Origin of the sequence: Ottowia thiooxydans DSM 14619, from assembly GCF_000422885.1 — a bacterium.
Classification (GTDB): domain Bacteria; phylum Pseudomonadota; class Gammaproteobacteria; order Burkholderiales; family Burkholderiaceae_C; genus Ottowia; species Ottowia thiooxydans.
Genome location: NZ_AUGX01000046.1, coordinates 1 through 18,972, shown reverse-complemented (window position 1 = coordinate 18,972; position 18,972 = coordinate 1). Strand labels below are relative to the sequence as shown.

The following is an 18,972-nucleotide window of genomic DNA, read 5'->3' as shown; positions in this document are numbered from 1 at the left end:
GCGCCATCAGGATGTTTCGAAGTGAGACGGCGTGATTGAATCCGGTCATACCTTCTAAGCCATTGGCAGTGCGCCGATGCGCTGGGCTGGCACCCTTACCCCAGGATGAACAGGAATAAGCCCGTATGACACGGCCTGAGTAAGAGCGCACACTGGAACCACCAATAACACTTGCAGCTCATGTCACATTTTTCTTTCAGTCCCGCCGCCGATCGCAACAAACAACCCATCCTTGACGTGTTGCGCCAGACCCTTCCCGAGAGCGGCACGGCGCTGGAAATTGCCTCGGGCACAGGTCAACATGTGGCCTGGTTTGCGACCCATCTGCCGCAGTGGGGTTGGCAGCCCAGCGACGCTGAACCCGGCGCGCTGCCTGGTATTGCGGCCCACACTGCGCACGAGGGTCTGGCCAATGTGCACCCACCTGTGCTGCTGGACGTAATGGCTGCGCAGTGGCTACCCGACGAATTCACATTTGACCTGGTGTACTGTGCCAACATGCTGCACATCTCACCCTGGCCCACCTGTGCTGCACTGATGGCAGGCAGCGCACGCTGCTTGGCAACCGGTGGGGTATTGGTCACATACGGGCCGTATCTGGAGTCCGATGTGCTCACCTCCGCTGGCAATCTGGCGTTTGATGAGAGCCTGCGGGCACGCAACCCTGCCTGGGGAATTCGGCAACTTGCAGATGTGGAGCGTGTGGCCGCAGTGGCCGGTTTGCAGCTGGCTGCCCGGCACGCTATGCCTGCCCACAACCTGCTGCTCGTGTGGGAGCGGGCTTAGATCGTAAACACGTTCTTGGAGGTGGTGCCCTTGCGCTGGCGTCGGATGCCTCCAGTTATCAGAAATTCACGATGCCGAATTCCCTCGGCAGGTCGGGTTGCCGGTATCGACTGATAATTCTGTCTGGCTGACATCGTCACGCCAGAATGAACATGAGTGGTAGTTATATGAAGCGGCTAGAGCGCCCAATACCCGAGGAAAAAACCGTCGTCGCGAGAATGCGCATGAGCATGCTGCTGTGGCGTGCCGTGGCCATCGTGGCGACCGGTCTGGCCATTGTGGGTGCGGTGCTTCCTGTCATGCCCACAGTGCCTTTTTTGCTGGTGGCGGCCTGGGCGGCTGGCAAAGGCTGGCCAGCCTTTGAGCGCTGGCTGCTGGATCATGAAAAATTTGGTCCACCGATTCAGCGCTGGCGAGAAAACGGCGCTGTGTCGCGCCGGGCCAAATGGCTCAGTACCTCCATGATGGCCTGCAGCGCGGTGGGCATGCAGTTTCTTTCCGCAGTTCCGCTGTGGCTGCGCATAGGCACACCGTTGGTGATGGCAAGCGTCGCCATTTGGCTTTGGCTGCGCCCCGAGGAGTAGTGGAAAGCCGAACGCACTTTGCCGAGGATTTCCCTCATTCCGCCCGCTCACGTTCAAAGCGTGTAGATTTCTACTCTCCCAGACTGCTTCTCGTAGCAAGCCTCAGAAAGACCGCCATGCGCCGTTTTATTCTTACCTGTTTCTCACTGTTCGCCCTGGCATCCGCTCATGCGGAGGAAATAGGTTCAGTGGATACGGTGTTCAAATTCATTGGGCCTGATCACAAGATCGTAGTGGATGCCTACGATGACCCTGGGGTGAAAGGCGTGACGTGCTACATCTCGCGTGCCAAGACAGGCGGTGTGAAAGGGGCTTTCGGATTGGCGGAGGACAAATCCGAAGCATCCATCGCGTGCCGGCAGGTAGGGCCCATCACCATCAGCAAGCCCATCAAGCCGCAGGAAGAAATTTTCAGCGAGCGCACCAGCCTCATTTTCAAGCGGCTGCGCATTGTGCGCATGGTCGATGTCAAACGGCACTCGCTGGTCTACCTGACTTACTCCGACCGGGTGGTGGAAGGTTCACCACAGAATTCGGTGGCGGTGGTCGCCGTGGACTCAGCCACGGCGATTCCCCTCAGGTAGAGGTTTGAGGGCAGAGGCTCTCAATATCCCAGCGTTTTCCCGTCAGGGTTGCGAGGATCGGAGTAGCCCCAGAACTCATTGCCCTGAATCTGAATGGTCTGCGTACGGCCCATGGAGGCTTTGACGGACACGTTCTGACCGCGTTGCTTCAGCAGTGCCAGGGAGTCAGGCGAAAAGCCTTTTTCCACACGCAGTTCATCGGGCGTCCACTGGTGGTGAAAGCGCAGAGCAGAGGCTCCTTCAGAAGGGTTCATACCGAAATCGATGCCGTTGACCACTTGCTGCAGCACAGTGGTGATGATGCGCGCGCCACCAGGACTGCCGGTCACCATCCAAGGCTTGCCATCCTTGAGTACGAAAGTGGGGGTCATGGATGACAGCGGACGCTTTTTGGCACCGACTGCATTGGCATCGCCACCGACCAGGCCGTAGGCGTTAGGCACGCCCGGCTTGGCGGAGAAATCATCCATCTCGTTGTTCAGCATGATGCCGGTGCCAGGTGCCACGATACCCGAACCGAAGTTGGTGTTGAGCGTGTAGGTCACGGCGACGATGTTGCCCGCCTTGTCCATCACGGAGTAGTGAGTGGTTTGATCGCTCTCGTAGGGCTGCGGCTTGCCAGGTTTGATCTCTTTGGCGGGGCGGGCGCGGTTGGGATCGATGGACTTGGCGAGCTCGTCGGCGTACTTCTTGGAAGTAAGCCCCTTCAGTGGGATCTTCACGAAATCAGGGTCACCCAGGTATTCGCTGCGATCGGCGTAGGCGAGCTTCATCGCTTCGGCCATATGGTGCACGGTTTGGGCACTGTTATGGCCCCAATCTTTAATAGGCCAGCGCTCCATCATGTTGAGGATCTGGACCAGGTGGGCGCCGCCGGAGGAGGGTGGCGGCATGGTCACGATCTGGTAGCCGCGATAGCTGCCGCGCACTGGTTCGCGTTCCACCACTTTGTATTCGCGCAAATCCTGGGCCGTGATCGGGCCCTTGTTCTGCGCCATGTCAGCGACGATTTTTCGGGCAATCTCGCCTTCATAGAAAGCCTTGGCGCCATCCCGGGCGATCAGGCGCATGGACCTGCCAAGATCTTTGTTCACCAGCAGATCACCGGGTTTCAGGGGGGCGCCGTTTTTCCAATAGATGGCCTTGGTGGCCTCCCACTTGCCCATGTTCTTGGTTTCCTGTCTCAGCACCTTTGCCAGGGTTTCGGTGACTGGGAAGCCTTTTTCGGCCAGAGCAATGGAGGGCTGAATCAATTTGGCCAGTGGCTGTGTGCCCCACTTTTGTGCCGCGTGCGCCATGCCTGCCACGGTGCCCGGCACGCCAACCGCGGAATGTGTATAGAGCGATTTGCCGTCGATGACGTTGCCCTTTTCGTCGAGATACATATTGCGCGTGGCGGCAATGGGTGCGATCTCGCGGAAGTCAAGCGCAATGTCTTTTCCGGTCTTGGCGTCGTGCACCATCATGAAGCCACCACCACCCAGGTTTCCTGCATTGGGTAGTGCCACGGCCAGCGCGAAGCCCATGGCCACTGCCGCATCGATCGCATTGCCACCGGATTTGAGAACATTCAGTCCAATCTGCGATGCCAACTCCTGTTCGCTCGCCACCATGCCGTTTCTTGCCACCACGGGGTGGAAGACGTCCATGTCAAAGTCATAGGCTGCCGCTGCTGCCTGCGTGGCGGATGGTGCTGCCGATGGTGCTGCCGGTTGGGGGCTGGATTGGACGGCGGATTGGTTAGCTGCGGGGGCAGACACCTGAACGTCAGGCTGACTGCCTGGCGGCAGAGGAGTCCGTGTGCCGCAAGCGGCAAGTACAGCCAGTGCAATACCGCTAATCAATACGCGGTAGCGATAAGCTTTTTTCATTTCCGAGCTGTCCGGAGATGAAGAATGCCGCGGACGGTTTCGGTACTTCTTGGGGCTGACCTCGGGAAGCGAGGAAGCATGGGGGGTATTTTTTTCAGCGAGCATGAATGTCTCCTTCAGTTTATTTGGCCGCAGCATAAGTTCATGAACACGTTCTAAGAGCGTGTTGATCGTCTCGGCGCGAGTTCCATTGTGTTTGAAAAGCTGTGGCTGAAAGGCGCAAAACGCTGCGATACCTTGCGATATCGTGAGCAATTGCAACGCCGAAGAGGCGGCTGTCCCCGGTGAAGTCAGTACAGGACGGCCATGGTGGCTGCCATGGCTGGCCACGCTTTCGTCATTCGACGATCAAGCCCTTCAGCTTGGAGTCATCAGGCGGATAGCGCAGATCCAGCGATTTCAGGCGGTCTCGCACCAGAGTGGCAATCATCAGATTGCGATGCGTTTTGCTGTCAGCGGGGACGACCGTCCAGGGCGCATGATCCGTCGAAGTGGCTTCCAACAGGGCGTCATAGGCACGGCTGTAGTCTTTCCACTGCTTGCGTACCTCCAGGTCTGCTGGATCGAATTTCCAGCGTTTGGCCGGGTCGTCCAGGCGCTCTTGTAATCGCTCGCGTTGCTCGTCTTTGCTGATGTGCAGCATGAACTTCATGATGATGGTGCCGGTTTCGCTCAGCATCCGCTCGAAGTCGTTGATCTGAGCGTAGCGTTGTGCCGTCTGGCGTTCGTCAATCCAGCCGTTGACGACCGGGACCAGCACGTCCTCGTAATGGCTCCGGTTGAACACCACGACTTCGCCGCTGGCCGGCACCTGCTGGTGAATGCGCCACAAATAATCATGCGCCTTTTCGTTTTCGCTCGGTGCTTTCCATCCCACAGCGCGCACGCCTAGCGGGCTGGTCTGGTTGAATACGGCGCGGATGGTGCCATCCTTGCCGGATGTGTCCAGGCCTTGCAACACCAGCAGCAGCTTGTACCGTCGGTCGGCGTAGAGCATGTTTTGCAATGCGTCAATCTCGATCGCTAGCTCCTGAATAGCCGCTTTGTCGGCGGTTTTGTCCCCAATTGAAAAAGGCTTCGCATCAGGGTCGCAATCCTTCAATTCAAATGATTTTTCCTGGTCTGGGCGCAAGCCCGCCAAGCGTTTGTCCTCACCATTTTTGCTGCTACTTTTTTTGGTTGCCATACAAGGGCTCCAGAACGTAAATTTCAAGGGTACGACATCATCTGCCAGAATTTGGACAGGCCCCTCTTTGTACAACAGACATGACCATGAGCCTATGAATCCGACCCAACTCTTCGACCCTGCTTCGAGCACCTACACCTACATCCTCTACGACGAGCGGTCGAGGGAGGCGCTGATCGTTGATCCTGTGGAAGAGCAGCTTGAGCGCGACATGGCGGTTCTCACGCAGCTTGGGCTCACCTTACGCTGGACAGTGGAAACCCATGCCCACGCTGACCATGTCACCAGCGCCGCGAAGCTGGCCGAGCTGACTGGCGCGCGCATGGCCGCGCCCTCCGGCTGTGACATCGGCACAGCCGCGACCCAGCTTGGCGATGGGGATGAGCTGGTTTTCGGCGCCGAGCGGGTGCGCGTGCTGCACACGCCGGGGCATACGGCAGGCAGCGTCTGTTTTTACTGGGAGCGTGCCCACATCGTCGAGGGCGAGCAGACGCCGGCAGGCACTGCCCTTGCTTCGAAGTTCGGCCCTGAGAGTCGCCCTGAATCCCGTCAGGATACCCTCCATGTATTCACCGGTGATACGCTGCTGATCGGAGGCTGTGGCCGCACCGATTTTCAATCAGGCGATCCTGCCAAGCTCTATCGAAGCTTGACTGAGGTGCTCTTCAAGTTGCCAGAGACCACCATCGTCTGGCCCGGTCATGACTACAAGGAGCGCACCCAAACGAGCATTGCTGTCGAAAAATCCACCAACCCCCGTATTGCCGGTAAAACCCTGGATGAATTCGTGGCGCTGATGAACAATCTCAATCTGCCGCCGCCCAAGCGAATCGATGAGGCAGTGCCCGCCAATCAACGCTCAGGACTTTCGCAGGAGGCCGGCTATGGCCAGGCGAATCCCGTGGACGGCTACGCAGGGGATATCCCGCCGCAGAAGGCTTACGAGTGGCTGAGTACCGGCGAAGCGGTACTGGTAGATGTGCGCACGGATGCTGAACGCGAATGGGTTGGCTTCGTGCCAGGTGCGGTGGCGGTGGCGTGGAAGCAGTGGCCAGGCATGGCTCTCAATCCGGATTTTGACCAAGCCATTCAGGCCGCAGCCGCCGGAGGGAAAAAACTCGCACTGCTATGCCGCAGCGGCGTTCGCTCAGTGGCGGCCGCCAAGCGCGCGAGCGCACTGGGCTTGACCGCCTTCAACATTCTTGGCGGCTTCGAGGGCGATCCTGACGACCAGGCTCATCGGGGGCACAAGAGCGGCTGGCGCCACGCGGGCTTACCCTGGAAGCAGAACTAGGAGGCTGTCGGACTTGGAGCGCCGATAGCGAAAATGGACCGCTGCGGCCCATTTGCAGCCGGCGATTTCCAAGTCCGACAGCCTCCTAGAGGTTGACTGCTGGAGGTGCCTGTGGGTAATGGTCAGAAAGTGAGACCGCCCCAGGGATCAACGGGAATGAGTTAGATCATTGGTGAAATGCGGCGTGCAGGCCGGCACGCCGCTATCCCAACGGAAATTACCAGGCGTGCTGCTCGTTATTCGGGAAGCTGCCGTCTTTGACTGCTGCCACATACGCGGCAAACGCTCCCTCAATGCTGGATGAGCCCTGCATGAAATTGCGGACGAACTTCGCCATGCGTCCCAGGTTCATGCCCAGCATGTCATGCATGACCAGGACTTGCCCGGCCGTGCCGCTGCCCGCGCCTATACCGATGGTGGCGCAGGATTTCATCTGGCTGGTGATGCTTGTGGCCAACTCAGCGGGAACCATCTCCAGCACCAGCAAGGAGGCGCCGGCAGCCTCCAGGGCGAGCGCATCGGCTTTCATCTGCCGAGCCTCATCAGCCTGGCGCCCCTGCACCTTGTAGCCGCCCAGCGCAGCAACTGTCTGGGGCGTCAGCCCGAGGTGGGCGCAGACCGGAATGCCACGCTCAGTGAGAAACGCTACGATCTCAACAGTCCATCCACCGCCCTCAAGTTTGATCATCTGGGCGCCGGCCTGCATCAGCACCACGGCCGAAGCGAATGCCTGCTCGCGTGACTGGTGGAAGGTCCCGTAGGGCAAGTCAGCGATGAGAAGTGCGGTGCTACCGTGGCGCTCAAGTCCCTGAGCTACGCACTGCGTGTGGTACCGCATCTCTTCCAGGGACACGCTCACGGTGGAGCTTCTACCTTGGCAAACCATGCCCAGAGAGTCACCTACCAGGACGCAATCGACGCCTGCGGAGTCCGCGAAGGCGGCAAATGTGGCGTCATACGCGGTGAGCACCGCAATTTTTTCGCCGTCCGCGCGCATTTGAGCGAGGCGTGTGACAGTGACCTTCTTGCGTTTTTGCTCCGCATTGGGCCGAGTGCCCCCATAGGGTGCCGCAGGAGCGGCACCCGACGTTGAAACCGTTTCTGACATTTTCGAATGATCCAAAGAAGATAAAAAGTATCCCCTGGCCTTAGGGGTTTTCCAAGCCCCAGGGGACGGTCAGCAAAGCCATTTCCAGGGTACGAGTATGCAGGGCAATTTCGTCTTGAGACTTGTGACTTCATTCGAGCCAAGAAAAACGGCGCCCGAAGGCGCCGTTATGAGAACGTGTTTACGGGTCGTAAACACATTCTCAATGCGTTGAAAACGCTCAGAGAGCCGGAATACGCAGCTTTTGTCCGGGGTAGATCTTGTTCGGATCGCTCAGCATAGGCTTGTTGGCTTCAAAAATGGCGTTGTACTTGTTGGCGTCGCCGTAGTATTTTTTGGAGATGGCCGACAGGGTGTCGCCGCTCACCACGTCGTGGTACTGCGAAGCCGTGCCTGCAGGGTATTGCAGATTGTTGTCTACACCGCTCACGCTGGAGACGTTGCCAGCAGACAAGCCGGCTTTTTCAGCCGCTTCCTGAGTGGGCGCATTGCCGCTCAGGGCCACTTTGCCTGTGGCTCCGTCGAATGCGACTGCCAGGCCAGAAATGCCCAGGTTTTGCTTTTCGATGTAGGTTTTGATGGCATCAGCTGCCTGGGCATTCAAGTCGGCCAGGTTGGGCGCGCTGGACGCTGCAGCTGCTGCGACTTCTTTGGCGCCGAAGAGTTTTTCGCCGGCGTCTTTGATGAAACTGAACAATCCCATGTGATCTCCTGGTGGTGGTAATGAGGCAAGAAAGCCACTGTAACCGTTGTACAAGACACTTGAACGGTATCTGAACGATATGCGGCGTAGGACAAACCCGTTATATTGCCGTTCCATGACATTTCTGGCAATCGATGTCGGCAATACGCGACTCAAGTGGACCCTCTACGAGCGGGCGCTGCCTGGCGCTGCCGTGCTGGCCTCTGGGGCCGAGTTTCTGGAACAGATCGACCGTCTGGCTGAAGGCGCGTGGGCTGGGCTTCCTGAACCCACCAGCATGCTGGGGTGCATCGTGGCCGGACAGGCCGTGAAGCACCGCGTGCAGGAGCAGATGGAGATCTGGAACGTCGAGCCACGCTGGGTGGTGGCCAGCAACGCGGAGGCGGGGCTGACCAATGGTTACGATTTTCCTTCACGGCTGGGGGCCGACCGATGGGTGGCCGTCATTGGCGCCTACCACCGGATGCTGGCTGAGGGGCCAGCTCGGCCTATGGTGGTCGTGATGGTGGGTACCGCTGTGACCGTGGAGGCCGTGGATGCCTCAGGGCGCTTCCTGGGGGGCTTGATCCTGCCTGGCCACGGGATCATGCTGCGCGCGCTGGAATCTGGCACGGCGGGGCTGCATGTGCCCACCGGGGAGGTCTGCGAATTCCCGACCAACACCAGTGATGGTTTAACCAGCGGGGGTACTTACGCCATTTCCGGGGCTTGCGAACGCATGGCGCAGCATGTGCGTGAGCATTGCGGTGCGGAGCCGGTCTGCATCATGACGGGGGGCGCGGGGTGGAAGATGCTGCCCAGCATGGGAAGACCGTTCGAATTGGTGGAGAGTTTGATATTTGATGGGTTGTTGGTGATTGCGCGGGAGAGGGAAATTTTGATGGGGCGGCTCAAGGGCTGAATTTTCCGGCTTCTTCCTGGTCTTCCTGCCCGCGCAAGAGGAGGCGGGGAGTGGATCAGTCCCCGAGTCGTCCCCCACGGTTGACCGGCCCCCGGATGGCCGGCCCCCGGTTGGCCGGCCCCCATTCAGGCGTGAAGCACTGCGCTGGAGGGCATCGCCAGGTTTGCCCTCGCCAACCGGCGAGAAGAGCCATCACTCCACCTTCACGCCACCCTTTTCGATCACGATCCGCCAACGCGCGATTTCGCTGTTGATGAGCTTGGCGAATACTTCCGGTGGATTCGGAGTAGCCTCAGCGCCCTCACTGGACAGGCGCCCGCCTATGTCCGGTGAAGACAGTGATTGGTTGATTTGAGTGTTCAGTTTGGCAATCACATCCTTGGGTGTGTTGGCCGGCGCTACTACGCCGTACCACTGATCCGCTTCGAAGCCGGGGTAGCCGCTTTCGGCCACCGTGGGGAGATCGGGCACCGCTTTGACGCGTTTGGGCGATGAGACCGCGATCGCTCGCAGTTGGCCGGCTTTCACCTGGTTCATGACCGCTGGCAAGCCGGTGAACATGAGCTGTATTTGCCCGGCCACCAAGTCTGTCACGCCCGGTGCAGTGCCTTTATACGGAACGTGCTGCATCTGCGTGCCGGTTTGCAGCTTCAAGTATTCGGTGGCAATGTGCGCCGCGCTGCCGTTGCCACCGGAGCCATAGTTGATTTTGTTGGGGTTGGCTTTGGCATAGGCCACCAACTCCTGCACAGTTTTCGCTGGCACGGAGGGGTGCACCACCAGCACATTGGGCACCCGGGCCACCCACGCTACTGCGGCGAAAGCCGTTAGAGGGTTGTAGGGCAGCTTGGGATACAAAGAAGGCGTGACGGCCAGGGTGCCGATGTGTCCCATCAGCAAGGTGTAGCCGTCTGCGGGCGCCTTGGCTACCTTGTCCGCACCGATTGAGCCCCCGGCGCCAGGCACGTTGTCGATGATCACCGCCTGGTTCCAAGCCTGAGTAAGCTGCAAACCAATGGTGCGGGCCAGGATGTCAGTAGAGCCACCAGGGGTGAAGGGAACGACCAGGCGGATGGCCTTGTTGGGATAGGCCTTCACGTCCTGGGCATGGGCGCTCAGGAAAGGGGTTGCCATAGCGCCGCCGGCGGCGGCGACGATCAGTTGGCGGCGTCGGGTGTCGATGCCTGCGCCGGAAGGGATAGAAGGCTCTGAGGACTTGTGCATATCTTGTCTCCGTTTGTGGTTCGTGATGTCATTGTGAGCGCGCTGGGGGCGCGCCAACATGCGGCTTGCGCAGGGCGTTGCTTATTTACTGGCCGTTCTTACGCTGCGCAAGCAGTCGGTCCGCGTACTCCTGCCAAGGTGATTTGCCCGTCAAGCCATCGAATACGCCATCGCGCGCCAAGCCGGCCACCCAGTCTTGCTTTTGAGCGATGGCACTGGCCATGAAGGGCTCGAAGCCCGTTTCTTTGACCGTGTTGGCCGATTCGCGCATCTCCTCCGCACGGCGTTTGCCGTGTTGCACCACTCGGCTGAAGAAGTAGGCGCCTTGCTGACTCCAGTCGATCTGGGGAAATGTCTCTCGCAAGGTTGGCAATACATGGTCTTCCACGCCGTAGGCGCGGGCGTTGGTATAGGCCTCAATCACCAGGGACTCCAGACCCTTGATCATGATGCTGCGGCTCATCTTGATGGCAGAGGCCACGCCCAATTTCTCAGACACGGCCTTCGCATTCATGGACCATCCGTTCAGAGTGCGCGCTAATTCAGCGGCCTGTGCGCCGCCCAGCAGCATCGGCACCTTGATGCCGTAAGGCGGCACCGAAGTCATCACCCCGGCTTCTACGTACTGGCCACCCGCCGCCTCTATGGCCGCTGCCGCGCGTTGCTTGGTGCCGGGTGAGGCAGAGTTGAGATCCAGGAAGACAGTACCGGGGCGGACATGCTGCGCAGCTTCTTCTGCGACGGCCAGGGTGTTGGAGGCGGTGACGGCGGAAATGAGCAGGGTGGCTTTAACGCACAAACTCGCCATGTTGTCTGTGGGGACGATGCCGTCAGCGCTGGTGGCGGCGCGGGCGGCCTCGCTCCCGGCGCCTGCGAATTTCAGATCCCAAGCCTGAACGGTTTGCACTCCGGTTTGACCCAGCAGGCCACGGCCGAAGACGCCCCCGACCTCTCCAAAACCGATGATTCCGAGGCTGATGTTGACCATGAGTTATTCCTTCTGAGAGAAAAAATTTGTAGGCGGTTAACGGGTAAATCGCTCCTAGCCTATTTTTACGAAATCAGATGCTGTGAAGGTTGCGTTGTAGGCCATCAACTGTTCGAATCTGTTCATGGCTATGGTGAAATAGGCGCCATGCTTGCCTTGCGCCATATCCGAACCTTGAGTGCCGTGGCACGTGCCGGTGGGGTGCGTTCATCCTCTGAATCACTGCGTCGCGCACCTTCTGCCGTGAGCCGCGCCGTGGCGCTCCTGGAGAGCGCTTTGGGTATGCCTCTGTTCGAACGCAAAGGCCGTGGCATGTTGCCTACCCCGGCAGGCGCTTTGGTGTTGGCTCGCTTCGAACGCGTCCAGGATGAGCTTTCTGCCGTGTTGGAGGAGGCCGCCGGAGGCGCCAAGGCGCAGGCTCTCCCGGACTCAGCGGCAGATGTGCTGTATGACGAGCGGCGTTTGCGGGCCGCCTCTTTGCTGGCCGAGTTGCACCACATGCCCTCGGTGGGCCGCCAGTTGGGGGTGTCGCCATCGGCGGTGAGCAGTGTCCTGGCGCGCCTGGAAGGGGCGCTGCGGCAGAAGCTTTTCCTGCGCACTGCGAGCGGGCTCATACCGACTGACGCAGGCACACGCTGGACGTTGCACTTCGACCGCGCCTTGGCCGAGTTGCGCTACCTGGAGGATGAAATTGCTGCAGCTCGCGGCAGCCTTCGGGGCCTGATCACGGTGGGCACTCTTCCGCTCGCGCGTACCCGGGTACTTCCCAGGGCTATCGATGCTTTGCGCCTGGCGCACCCGGGTTTGCGAATCCACTCGCTGGAGAGCCCGTATGAAGAGCTTCATGCGGGCCTGATGAGGGGCAAGGTTGATTTCATCATCGGTGCGCTGCGCCCTGCGGCTGACCCTAGCCTCAGCTCCGAAACCCTGTTCGAAGATGAGTTGGGTGTGATGGCAGCAGCCACGCACCCACTGGCACGAAAGCGCAAGCTGGACTTTAGTGACCTGCGCGATCAATCGTGGGTGCTTTCACGACCCGGCACCCCGTTGCGCGCCTCGCTTGATCAGTTTTTTGTGAGCCACGGCGAGCCGGCCTTGGTCCCGGCGGTGGAGACGGGCGATCTGGCGTTGGTGCGGGGCATGCTGATGGAAGGGGGCATGCTCACTGTCCTTTCCACCCATCAGCTTCGTTACGAGGTGGATTCCGGCCACGTGCGGGTGTTGCCTTTCCCAATGGATGGCCTGCGCCGCCATATTGGTCTGGTGACTCGAGCAGGAGCGCAACTACCGCCGGGGACGCTGGCTTTGATGGGGGAGATCCGGAGTAGCTCCCCTTGAATAGATGAGCTCCCCCTGAGTCGCTTGCGCGCCATCCCCCTGAGGGAGGACGCAGCCAACGGCCTGGCAAAGCCAGCTCCGCGGCTACACCCGGATGGCCTGCTCCGCGGCCTTCTGGTCTTGCTCCCTCTCCCGCGCGCGGGAGAGGGTTGGGGTGAGGGTCGGCGTATCTTGAGCGTTGACCTCCAAACAGGCGCGAAGGATCTTTGAACCTGGAACGGCAGTTGACTGCTTGTTAGTGTCACAAGTTTCAGCGTATTTCTACAGACTGTCCGCGGCAAGAGTGCCAAGGAAGCGCCAGACGCCTTTGAATTCGTCAATCCGGGCGATCAGACTCAGAACTCTGGGGTGATTCTCAGGGACTCGGTTTGGAGGATAAAACCAATATCACACCCAACTACACCCATTTTCGCAACCGCTCGGTCCGAGGCCAATGTCAGGATGAGGCTGGAATTCTCTGCCCGAAACGCAGCGGTACCGGGTGGCGACTACACCTACTCCCCGAAGCTTTGGAACATCGCCTGCCGTGCTTGGCTGATAACTTGCCCCTTCCAGGGATCTGTATCGGTATAAAAAGCGTGCCGGATTCGCTCTTTGATCTGTGCAGCCAGTTCAGCGGGCGCCTCAGGGTGCAGGGCCAGCCAATGGTCGCCGCGCAATGCGTCCAGGATTTCCACGACGGGCTCGGTCCCGTATTCGAGTGCGATGCCGGTGTATTGGGCGTTCGGAGCTGCTTCTTCGATGGAATACCACAGCAAGCCAGTGAGCAGGGCGCTGCTCGAAGATCCGTCATGGATGGAGGTGACGCCGTCTCCCCACCAATGGCGAGCCCTGGCGAGGGCTTCGGCATTGTCTCTGCCTGCGTGGATGCGCTCTCCCACGCCCTGAGGTCCCAGGCCGGTGTGCAGATCTATCCAGGCGATCTGGTTGGCATGATTCACATACCGGCTTAGTACTTGGCGCAGGGTGTGATTGCTCCAGGTGGGAGCATTGCCACCGTAGAACAGGCCCCCGGAAAATTCATACTGCCCAGCGGAGATAGCGGCTTGCCAAGCCTTCACCCCGTTTTGATCGATGAAGGCCTGCGTGGCTGCACGGTTGGCATCGTCTGGTGGCCAAGTTTCTGGAAGCAGCAGGGGGTGTATGCGCCCATAGTCCGCGTTGTCTGGCACCGGCTTTGAAAAATCGAGAAAGTTGCGATTGAGGTCCACGTTCTCCTGCGTTACGCGGCGCAGATGGGAGAAGCCATAGGGATTGAGGGCGTGCAGGTAGAGCACGGCAATGCCCGCAGAGCGGGCCTTTTCGCGCCATTCGCTGTCGTGCAGAGCAAAAACCTGCACGCCAGAGCCGCAAAAGCCTTCGACACCATGGCATCCGCTACTCACGATGAGCAGGCGCTTGGCTTGAGGATCGCCATCAAGCGCTACATCGAGCGCCAACTGCTCGCCCTCTCTACCCGGCAGGGGGTGATTGAACGATTCGATATGCGTGCCTGCGGTGGCGGCCGCTTCGAGAAATTTGACGCGCGCCTTGGCGTAGCTGGACGCGAAAGCCTTCGGGATGCGAATCACACCGCACCTGTAGGCATAGGCCGGCCCTCTGGTGGCTGGTGCGCCAGCCAGGCTTGAGCCAGTTTGATCCAGTAGGAGCCGCCTAACGGGATCAGATCGTCGTTGAAATCGTAATGCGGGTTGTGCAGCACGCAGGGACCAGCATCATGCCCGCCACCTTCGTACTTGCCTCGGTGCGCACCGTCGCCATTGGCAATGAAGCAATACGCGCCAGGGCGTGCCTGGAGCATGTAGGCGAAATCTTCGGCGCCCATGGTGGGCTCTTGGGCCAGGGCTTTGTCGGCACCCACAATCTCGGCCATGACGCCGCGCGCAAATTCGGCTTCATAGGCGGTGTTGATGGTGGGAGGGTAGTTGCGTTGGAATTGGAAGTCGCACTGCGCACCGAATGCCGTGCAGATCCCTTCAGCGACCTCCTGCATGCGCCGCTCGATCAGATCCAGCACTTCAGTTGTGAAGGTGCGCACCGTGCCTTGCATCTCGCAGGAATCGGGAATGACATTGGTGGCTTCGCCTGCATGGATCATGGTGACCGAAATCACGCCTGCGTCCACCGGTTTCTTGTTGCGCGTGAGAATGGTCTGGAAGCCCTGCACCATCTGGCAGGCGATAGGAACCGGATCAATGCCCGTATAAGGCATGGCCGCATGACCACCCTTGCCGGTGATGATGATCTTGAATTCGTTGGTGGAGGCCATGACAGGCCCGCTGCTGACGGCGAAAGTACCTACCGGCATGCCAGGCCAGTTGTGCATGCCAAATACGGCCTCCACCGGGAATTTATCGAACAGACCGTCCTTGATCATCTCGCGTGCGCCGCCACCGCCTTCCTCGGCAGGCTGGAAAATCAGATAGACCGTGCCGTCGAAGTCGCGGTGCTGGGCCAGGTGCTGAGCGGCTGCCAGCAGCATGGCGGTATGGCCATCGTGGCCGCAAGCGTGCATCTTGCCTGGGTGCCGGCTGGCATGTGCGAAGGTGTTGAATTCGGTCATGGGCAACGCGTCCATGTCGGCGCGCAGACCAATGGCCCGGCCGCTTTTACCGCCATCGCGACCGTGCACGATGCCCACCACACCAGTGGTGCCCATGCCCCTGTGAACAGGGATGCCCCAAGCCGTGAGCTTTTCGGCCACCAGATCGGCGGTACGGACCTCCTCGAAACAGAGTTCAGGGTGCGCGTGGATGTCGCGCCGGATGGCGGCGATGTCGGCGGATTGGGCGAGTACGGCGTCAATGAGCTTCATGCACCGCAGTCTAGCCCGGATGGCTGGAATTTGTATTGGGGTTCTCTGCGAATCCCTGTATGGATAATGCTGAAGCGGCGTTTTTCGTCGAAACTTCCTCGATATGGAGATTCCAGAAATCGAACCAATGGGTAGCCGCTTTTCCCTGAACTCACTGGCGAAGTGGATAGCCTTGACGCTCGCCGCGTGCTTGCTGGCGGGCTGTTCTTCGATGGCCTATTACGCCCAATCCATACAGGGGCATCTGGCGCTCATGCATGCGGCCCGGCCTATAGACGATTGGCTGGCTGACCCGGCGACCCCGGCTGAGCTGCGTCCCCGGCTTGAACTCGCGCGGCGCCTGCGTGCATTCGCCTCCAGCGAGCTGGCCTTGCCTGACAACGCCAGTTATCACCGCTACGCAGACTTAAAGCGTAGCGCAGCGGTTTGGAGCGTGGCCGCAGCACCCCCCGATTCGCTGGTGCTCAAGACCTGGTGCTTTCCCTTCGTGGGCTGCGTGGGTTACAGAGGGTATTACGACGAGAAGGCGGCGCGCGAGCTGGCGGGGCAATTGCAGCAGCAGGAAGGGCTGGAGGTCTCCGTCTACGGCGTGCCGGCTTATTCCACCCTTGGATGGCTGAACTGGGCGGGCGGTGATCCGCTGCTTTCCACCTTTATTCGCTATCCGGAGGGCGAATTGGCACGCATGATCTTTCATGAGCTGGCGCACCAGGTGGTCTATGTGGACGACGACACCATGTTCAATGAGTCGTACGCCACGGCGGTGGAGAGGCTGGGCGTGGCTCGCTGGCTGGATACCCAGGCAGGTGAGGCCGCACGGCGAGATTACGCGGCCTTCAACGCTCGTCGCGGTGCTTTTCGCGCGCTCACGCTTCAAACGCGCGAAGAGTTGGAAAAGGCGTACAAAAAACCCCCGGTCACGGATCAAGGCGCCGGCGGTGAGCTTGCCGCCAAGAAAGAGGCCATGGGGCGGTTTCGTGATCGCTACGCGGCGCTAAAGCAGGGATGGGCAGATGCAGGCGCGCCTTTTGATGGTTATGACCGCTGGGTAGCGCAGGCCAACAATGCCACGTTTGGCGTGCAGGCGGTTTATGACGAACTGGTGCCCGGTTTCGAAGCGCTGTTCGTCCGGTGCAATGGTGATTGGTTGCGGTTTCACGCCGCTGTGGCCGATTTGGCGCGCCAGCCGAGAGACGACCGGCGGCGCCAACTGAAGGAAATCGCGGGTTGAGCGCCTCATGGGGGTTCTTAGGGAGACCGCCGGCGCAAATGGGCTGCAGCGGTCCATGGTCCCTATCGGGGCTCCAGGTCCGGCAGCCTCCTGGCATTCAGGCTTGGCGCAGCTCTTCAATCAGATCTATATATTGCTGCATGGCGTCATCGGCGCTGGTGTCTTCGAGCTTTTTCCACGCGTCCCACTTGGCGCGCGCGACCAGGTCCGTGAAACCTGGTTTGGCTTCTTCGTTGTCGCCTTGGGAGGCTTGCTTATAGAGCGCGTAGATTTTCAAAAGCGTGACATTGTCAGGACGCGAGCTCAGCGCTTTGGAGTTGGCGACGGCTTCATCGAACCGGGTTTTGAGGTCAGACATGGTGGGTTTCCTTGATAAGGGCGTCAATATACGCGAGGCTTGGCGCAAGGCGCTTCGGCCTCACTGGCGCCTTGGCATCCACTAAAGCGCAAGCCCAGTGCGAGCCAGTTCTACCCATAGGCGTTCTACGGCATCACGAGGGGTCATGCCAGCAGCTTGTTCATACAAGCGCGTCGCCTCTGCCAGCCGGGCCTCACCCTCCAGCGAAACCAGTGCATCGGCATAGTTCACCATGACAGCGGCCGAGTCAGGTGCCAACCGCTGCGCTTCGCGAAAGTGCGCCAGTGATGTTTCGGCTCGTGCGCCATAGGTCATGGCACCGATGAGCGCACCCACCTTCTCGATCACCTCGGCGTGGAAGCTGCCCAGGGTCAGATGTGCATACACATGGTCAGGCGCGAGTTCGAGCGTCTTGTTGAGTGCCGTAAGTATCTGCGCACCCAAGCCTTGCGCCAGCGCGCGCGCCACGTGGATGCCCTGGCTGTATCGCGTGAGCGCATAGCCTTGCCAGAACCAGGCGTTGGGGTTATCAGGCTCCTCCGCAGCATGAGCGCGAGATCTCGCTTGAATGCGTTGAAACAGATCCAGGCGAGCCTTTTCTCTTGATTCGATCAGCGTGGCGTATGCGGAGGCGGCGCGGTTAGCCAGTGATATGCCCGGCAACCCAGCGGACAGGCCGGTCAGTTCCGCTTTCTCGAAATCTCCGGCATGCAGCAATGCCCAGCCCTGCAACAGGAGAGGGTCCTGAGGCAGGGGTTCGCAATCCAGTACATGCAGGCGCTGCCAATGGGCGGGCAGCGTGTTGGCGTCGAAGAAGTGCTGGCTTGCGTGGGATGGCTGGGCTGTCATGTTCAGATGTCTTTTGCATCGTAGGCTGAAATAAGCGCCAGCAAATGGGCGCGTGCATCCTCTTGCAAGTATGGTGCCAGCATGCTCATGAGGTGATGAGCTCCGCGCAGCAACGCGTCTTGCGCGTTGGCTGGTTCCATGGCTCCGCGGGGATTCAACACGTATTCGTAGCTCAACCAATAGGTCAGGACCACCACCATGGTGGCGGCCGCCGCGCTTCGAGCGAGCTCTTCCTCCTGAGTGGGTGGGGCGCGATTTTCCTCGGTCACCAGCGTATCGAGGATCAAGCGGAGCGCTGTTCGCTTGCGCATGAGGATCGCGGGAAAGTGCGTTTCCAGCCGTCGGTTGCGCGAGAGCAGGTGGTTCAGGTCTCGGTAGAGAAAGCGGTGCTGCCAAATCAACTCGAACATGGAGTGCAGAAAGAACCAGGTGTCTTCGACGTCTCGCACACCTTCGGCCGCGCCCAGCAATTCGTGAAGCTCGGTCTCGAACTGGGTGAACAAGGTGTTCACCAACTCTTCCTTCGAGGGGTAGTGGTAGTACAGGTTGCCGGGGCTGATGTTCAGCTCCGCCGAGATCATCGTGGTGGAGACGTTCGGCTCACCGTAGCGGTTGAATAGATCGAGCGTGGTCACCAGGATGCGCTCGGCGGTGCGTCGGGGCGCTTTCTTGGCCATCTCTTATCTCCATTCGAAGGTCGTTGTCTCCTGACGCTGCAATGCGTGCATTAAAGCAGCTCGCGATGAATGTGTTTTTACTCAATCATAAACACGCTTGTCAGCCGGACAACGCCATCATCGCCGATGAAATGCGCGCGAGCCATTGGGACCTTCCCGTGCCAGGCGCGCTGTATGGCGTGCCGGCACGCCATACAGCGCGTGATTTCGAGGCTCCAGACGCCTCAACATGCTTTAAACCGAGCAAGCGTCACAGGGATTCACCAGGCTGCATTCAAGAGCCGCATCGTCAGCTTTTTAGCAATCGTTGGTGCCACGAACGAGCTTATTCCACGTGGATGCGCTGCCTGCTCCTCACCCCAGCCCTCTCCCGCGCGCGGGAGAGGGGGCAAAGACAAAAGGCCGCGGAGCAGGCCATACGTGAGTAGCCGCGGAGCTGGCTTTGCCAGGCCGCTGGCTGCGTCCCCCTAGGGGG

At 59.9% G+C, this 18,972-nt stretch carries 19 protein-coding genes; 8 read left to right on the top strand and 11 right to left on the bottom strand.

Annotation, left to right across the window (positions count from 1 at the left end):
• Positions 1-180 precede the first annotated feature (180 nt).
• From G518_RS0123385 to G518_RS0123375, 3 genes are all read left to right on the top strand, one after another.
• Complete coding sequence (locus G518_RS0123385) at positions 181-786, top strand: DUF938 domain-containing protein (RefSeq protein WP_028604599.1); 606 nt, start codon at positions 181-183, stop codon at positions 784-786.
• A 224-nt stretch (positions 787-1,010) separates the two neighbouring features.
• The gene (locus G518_RS0123380) at positions 1,011-1,370 is read left to right on the top strand and encodes a YbaN family protein (RefSeq protein ID WP_028604598.1); all 360 of its coding nucleotides are present in this window, start codon (positions 1,011-1,013) and stop codon (positions 1,368-1,370) included.
• 116 nt (positions 1,371-1,486) lie between these two features.
• Positions 1,487-1,954, top strand: a complete 468-nt coding sequence (locus tag G518_RS0123375) for a CreA family protein (protein ID WP_028604597.1) — start codon at positions 1,487-1,489, stop codon at positions 1,952-1,954.
• A gap of 20 nt (positions 1,955-1,974) precedes the next feature.
• Here the strand turns inward: G518_RS0123375 and ggt are convergent, their stop codons facing one another.
• On the bottom strand, positions 1,975-3,825 hold the full coding sequence (ggt, locus tag G518_RS0123370; RefSeq protein ID WP_036595808.1) for a gamma-glutamyltransferase: 1,851 nt from the start codon (positions 3,823-3,825) through the stop codon (positions 1,975-1,977).
• Positions 3,826-4,162: 337 nt separating this feature from the next.
• Complete coding sequence (locus tag G518_RS0123365; protein ID WP_084652175.1) at positions 4,163-5,011, bottom strand: PPK2 family polyphosphate kinase; 849 nt, start codon at positions 5,009-5,011, stop codon at positions 4,163-4,165.
• Between the two features lie 94 nt (positions 5,012-5,105).
• Here G518_RS0123365 and G518_RS41570 point away from each other — a divergent pair, with 94 nt between their 5' ends.
• Positions 5,106-6,305 carry an MBL fold metallo-hydrolase gene (locus G518_RS41570; RefSeq protein ID WP_028604594.1) on the top strand — a complete coding sequence of 400 codons (1,200 nt, stop codon included), beginning with the start codon at positions 5,106-5,108 and terminating at the stop codon, positions 6,303-6,305.
• 217 nt (positions 6,306-6,522) lie between these two features.
• Here G518_RS41570 and panB read toward each other — a convergent pair whose 3' ends face one another.
• Together panB and lysM are read right to left on the bottom strand one after the other, a co-directional pair.
• On the bottom strand, positions 6,523-7,413 hold the full coding sequence (gene panB / locus G518_RS0123355; RefSeq protein ID WP_028604593.1) for a 3-methyl-2-oxobutanoate hydroxymethyltransferase: 891 nt from the start codon (positions 7,411-7,413) through the stop codon (positions 6,523-6,525).
• 220 nt (positions 7,414-7,633) lie between these two features.
• The gene (lysM, locus tag G518_RS0123350; protein WP_028604592.1) at positions 7,634-8,116 is read right to left on the bottom strand and encodes a peptidoglycan-binding protein LysM; all 483 of its coding nucleotides are present in this window, start codon (positions 8,114-8,116) and stop codon (positions 7,634-7,636) included.
• 115 nt (positions 8,117-8,231) lie between these two features.
• Here lysM and G518_RS0123345 point away from each other — a divergent pair, with 115 nt between their 5' ends.
• Positions 8,232-9,017: a type III pantothenate kinase gene (locus G518_RS0123345; protein WP_028604591.1), complete on the top strand. Its 786-nt coding sequence runs from the start codon at positions 8,232-8,234 to the stop codon at positions 9,015-9,017.
• 192 nt (positions 9,018-9,209) lie between these two features.
• On the opposite strand, the gene G518_RS0123340 is transcribed toward G518_RS0123345, so the two are convergent.
• Complete coding sequence (locus G518_RS0123340; RefSeq protein ID WP_051237320.1) at positions 9,210-10,241, bottom strand: Bug family tripartite tricarboxylate transporter substrate binding protein; 1,032 nt, start codon at positions 10,239-10,241, stop codon at positions 9,210-9,212.
• Positions 10,242-10,326: 85 nt separating this feature from the next.
• Complete coding sequence (locus tag G518_RS0123335; RefSeq protein ID WP_028604589.1) at positions 10,327-11,229, bottom strand: DUF1932 domain-containing protein; 903 nt, start codon at positions 11,227-11,229, stop codon at positions 10,327-10,329.
• A 147-nt stretch (positions 11,230-11,376) separates the two neighbouring features.
• Here G518_RS0123335 and G518_RS0123330 point away from each other — a divergent pair, with 147 nt between their 5' ends.
• Positions 11,377-12,567: a LysR family transcriptional regulator gene (locus tag G518_RS0123330; protein WP_036595797.1), complete on the top strand. Its 1,191-nt coding sequence runs from the start codon at positions 11,377-11,379 to the stop codon at positions 12,565-12,567.
• 494 nt (positions 12,568-13,061) lie between these two features.
• Here the strand turns inward: G518_RS0123330 and G518_RS0123320 are convergent, their stop codons facing one another.
• Positions 13,062-14,138: a M14 family metallopeptidase gene (locus tag G518_RS0123320; RefSeq protein ID WP_028604586.1), complete on the bottom strand. Its 1,077-nt coding sequence runs from the start codon at positions 14,136-14,138 to the stop codon at positions 13,062-13,064.
• The gene (locus G518_RS0123315) at positions 14,135-15,382 is read right to left on the bottom strand and encodes a M20 aminoacylase family protein (RefSeq protein ID WP_028604585.1); all 1,248 of its coding nucleotides are present in this window, start codon (positions 15,380-15,382) and stop codon (positions 14,135-14,137) included. Before G518_RS0123315 ends, G518_RS0123320 begins: the two co-directional genes overlap by 4 nt.
• 127 nt (positions 15,383-15,509) lie before the next feature.
• Here G518_RS0123315 and G518_RS0123310 point away from each other — a divergent pair, with 127 nt between their 5' ends.
• Positions 15,510-16,613, top strand: a complete 1,104-nt coding sequence (locus G518_RS0123310; RefSeq protein WP_036595806.1) for an aminopeptidase — start codon at positions 15,510-15,512, stop codon at positions 16,611-16,613.
• Between the two features lie 97 nt (positions 16,614-16,710).
• Here the strand turns inward: G518_RS0123310 and G518_RS0123305 are convergent, their stop codons facing one another.
• The 3 genes from G518_RS0123305 to G518_RS0123290 all read right to left on the bottom strand — a co-directional run bounded on the left by G518_RS0123305 (position 16,711) and on the right by G518_RS0123290 (position 18,497).
• Positions 16,711-16,971 (bottom strand): acyl-CoA-binding protein, encoded by a 261-nt coding sequence (locus G518_RS0123305; protein WP_028604583.1) that lies wholly within the window; start codon positions 16,969-16,971, stop codon positions 16,711-16,713.
• Between the two features lie 81 nt (positions 16,972-17,052).
• A complete protein-coding gene (locus tag G518_RS0123295; protein WP_028604582.1) occupies positions 17,053-17,820 on the bottom strand; it encodes a tetratricopeptide repeat protein in 768 nt (255 codons plus the stop codon).
• Positions 17,821-17,822: 2 nt separating this feature from the next.
• On the bottom strand, positions 17,823-18,497 hold the full coding sequence (locus tag G518_RS0123290; protein ID WP_028604581.1) for a TetR/AcrR family transcriptional regulator: 675 nt from the start codon (positions 18,495-18,497) through the stop codon (positions 17,823-17,825).
• A gap of 41 nt (positions 18,498-18,538) precedes the next feature.
• Here G518_RS0123290 and G518_RS40135 point away from each other — a divergent pair, with 41 nt between their 5' ends.
• Positions 18,539-18,925: a hypothetical protein gene (locus G518_RS40135; protein ID WP_156909514.1), complete on the top strand. Its 387-nt coding sequence runs from the start codon at positions 18,539-18,541 to the stop codon at positions 18,923-18,925.
• The last annotated feature ends 47 nt before the right edge of the window (positions 18,926-18,972 follow it).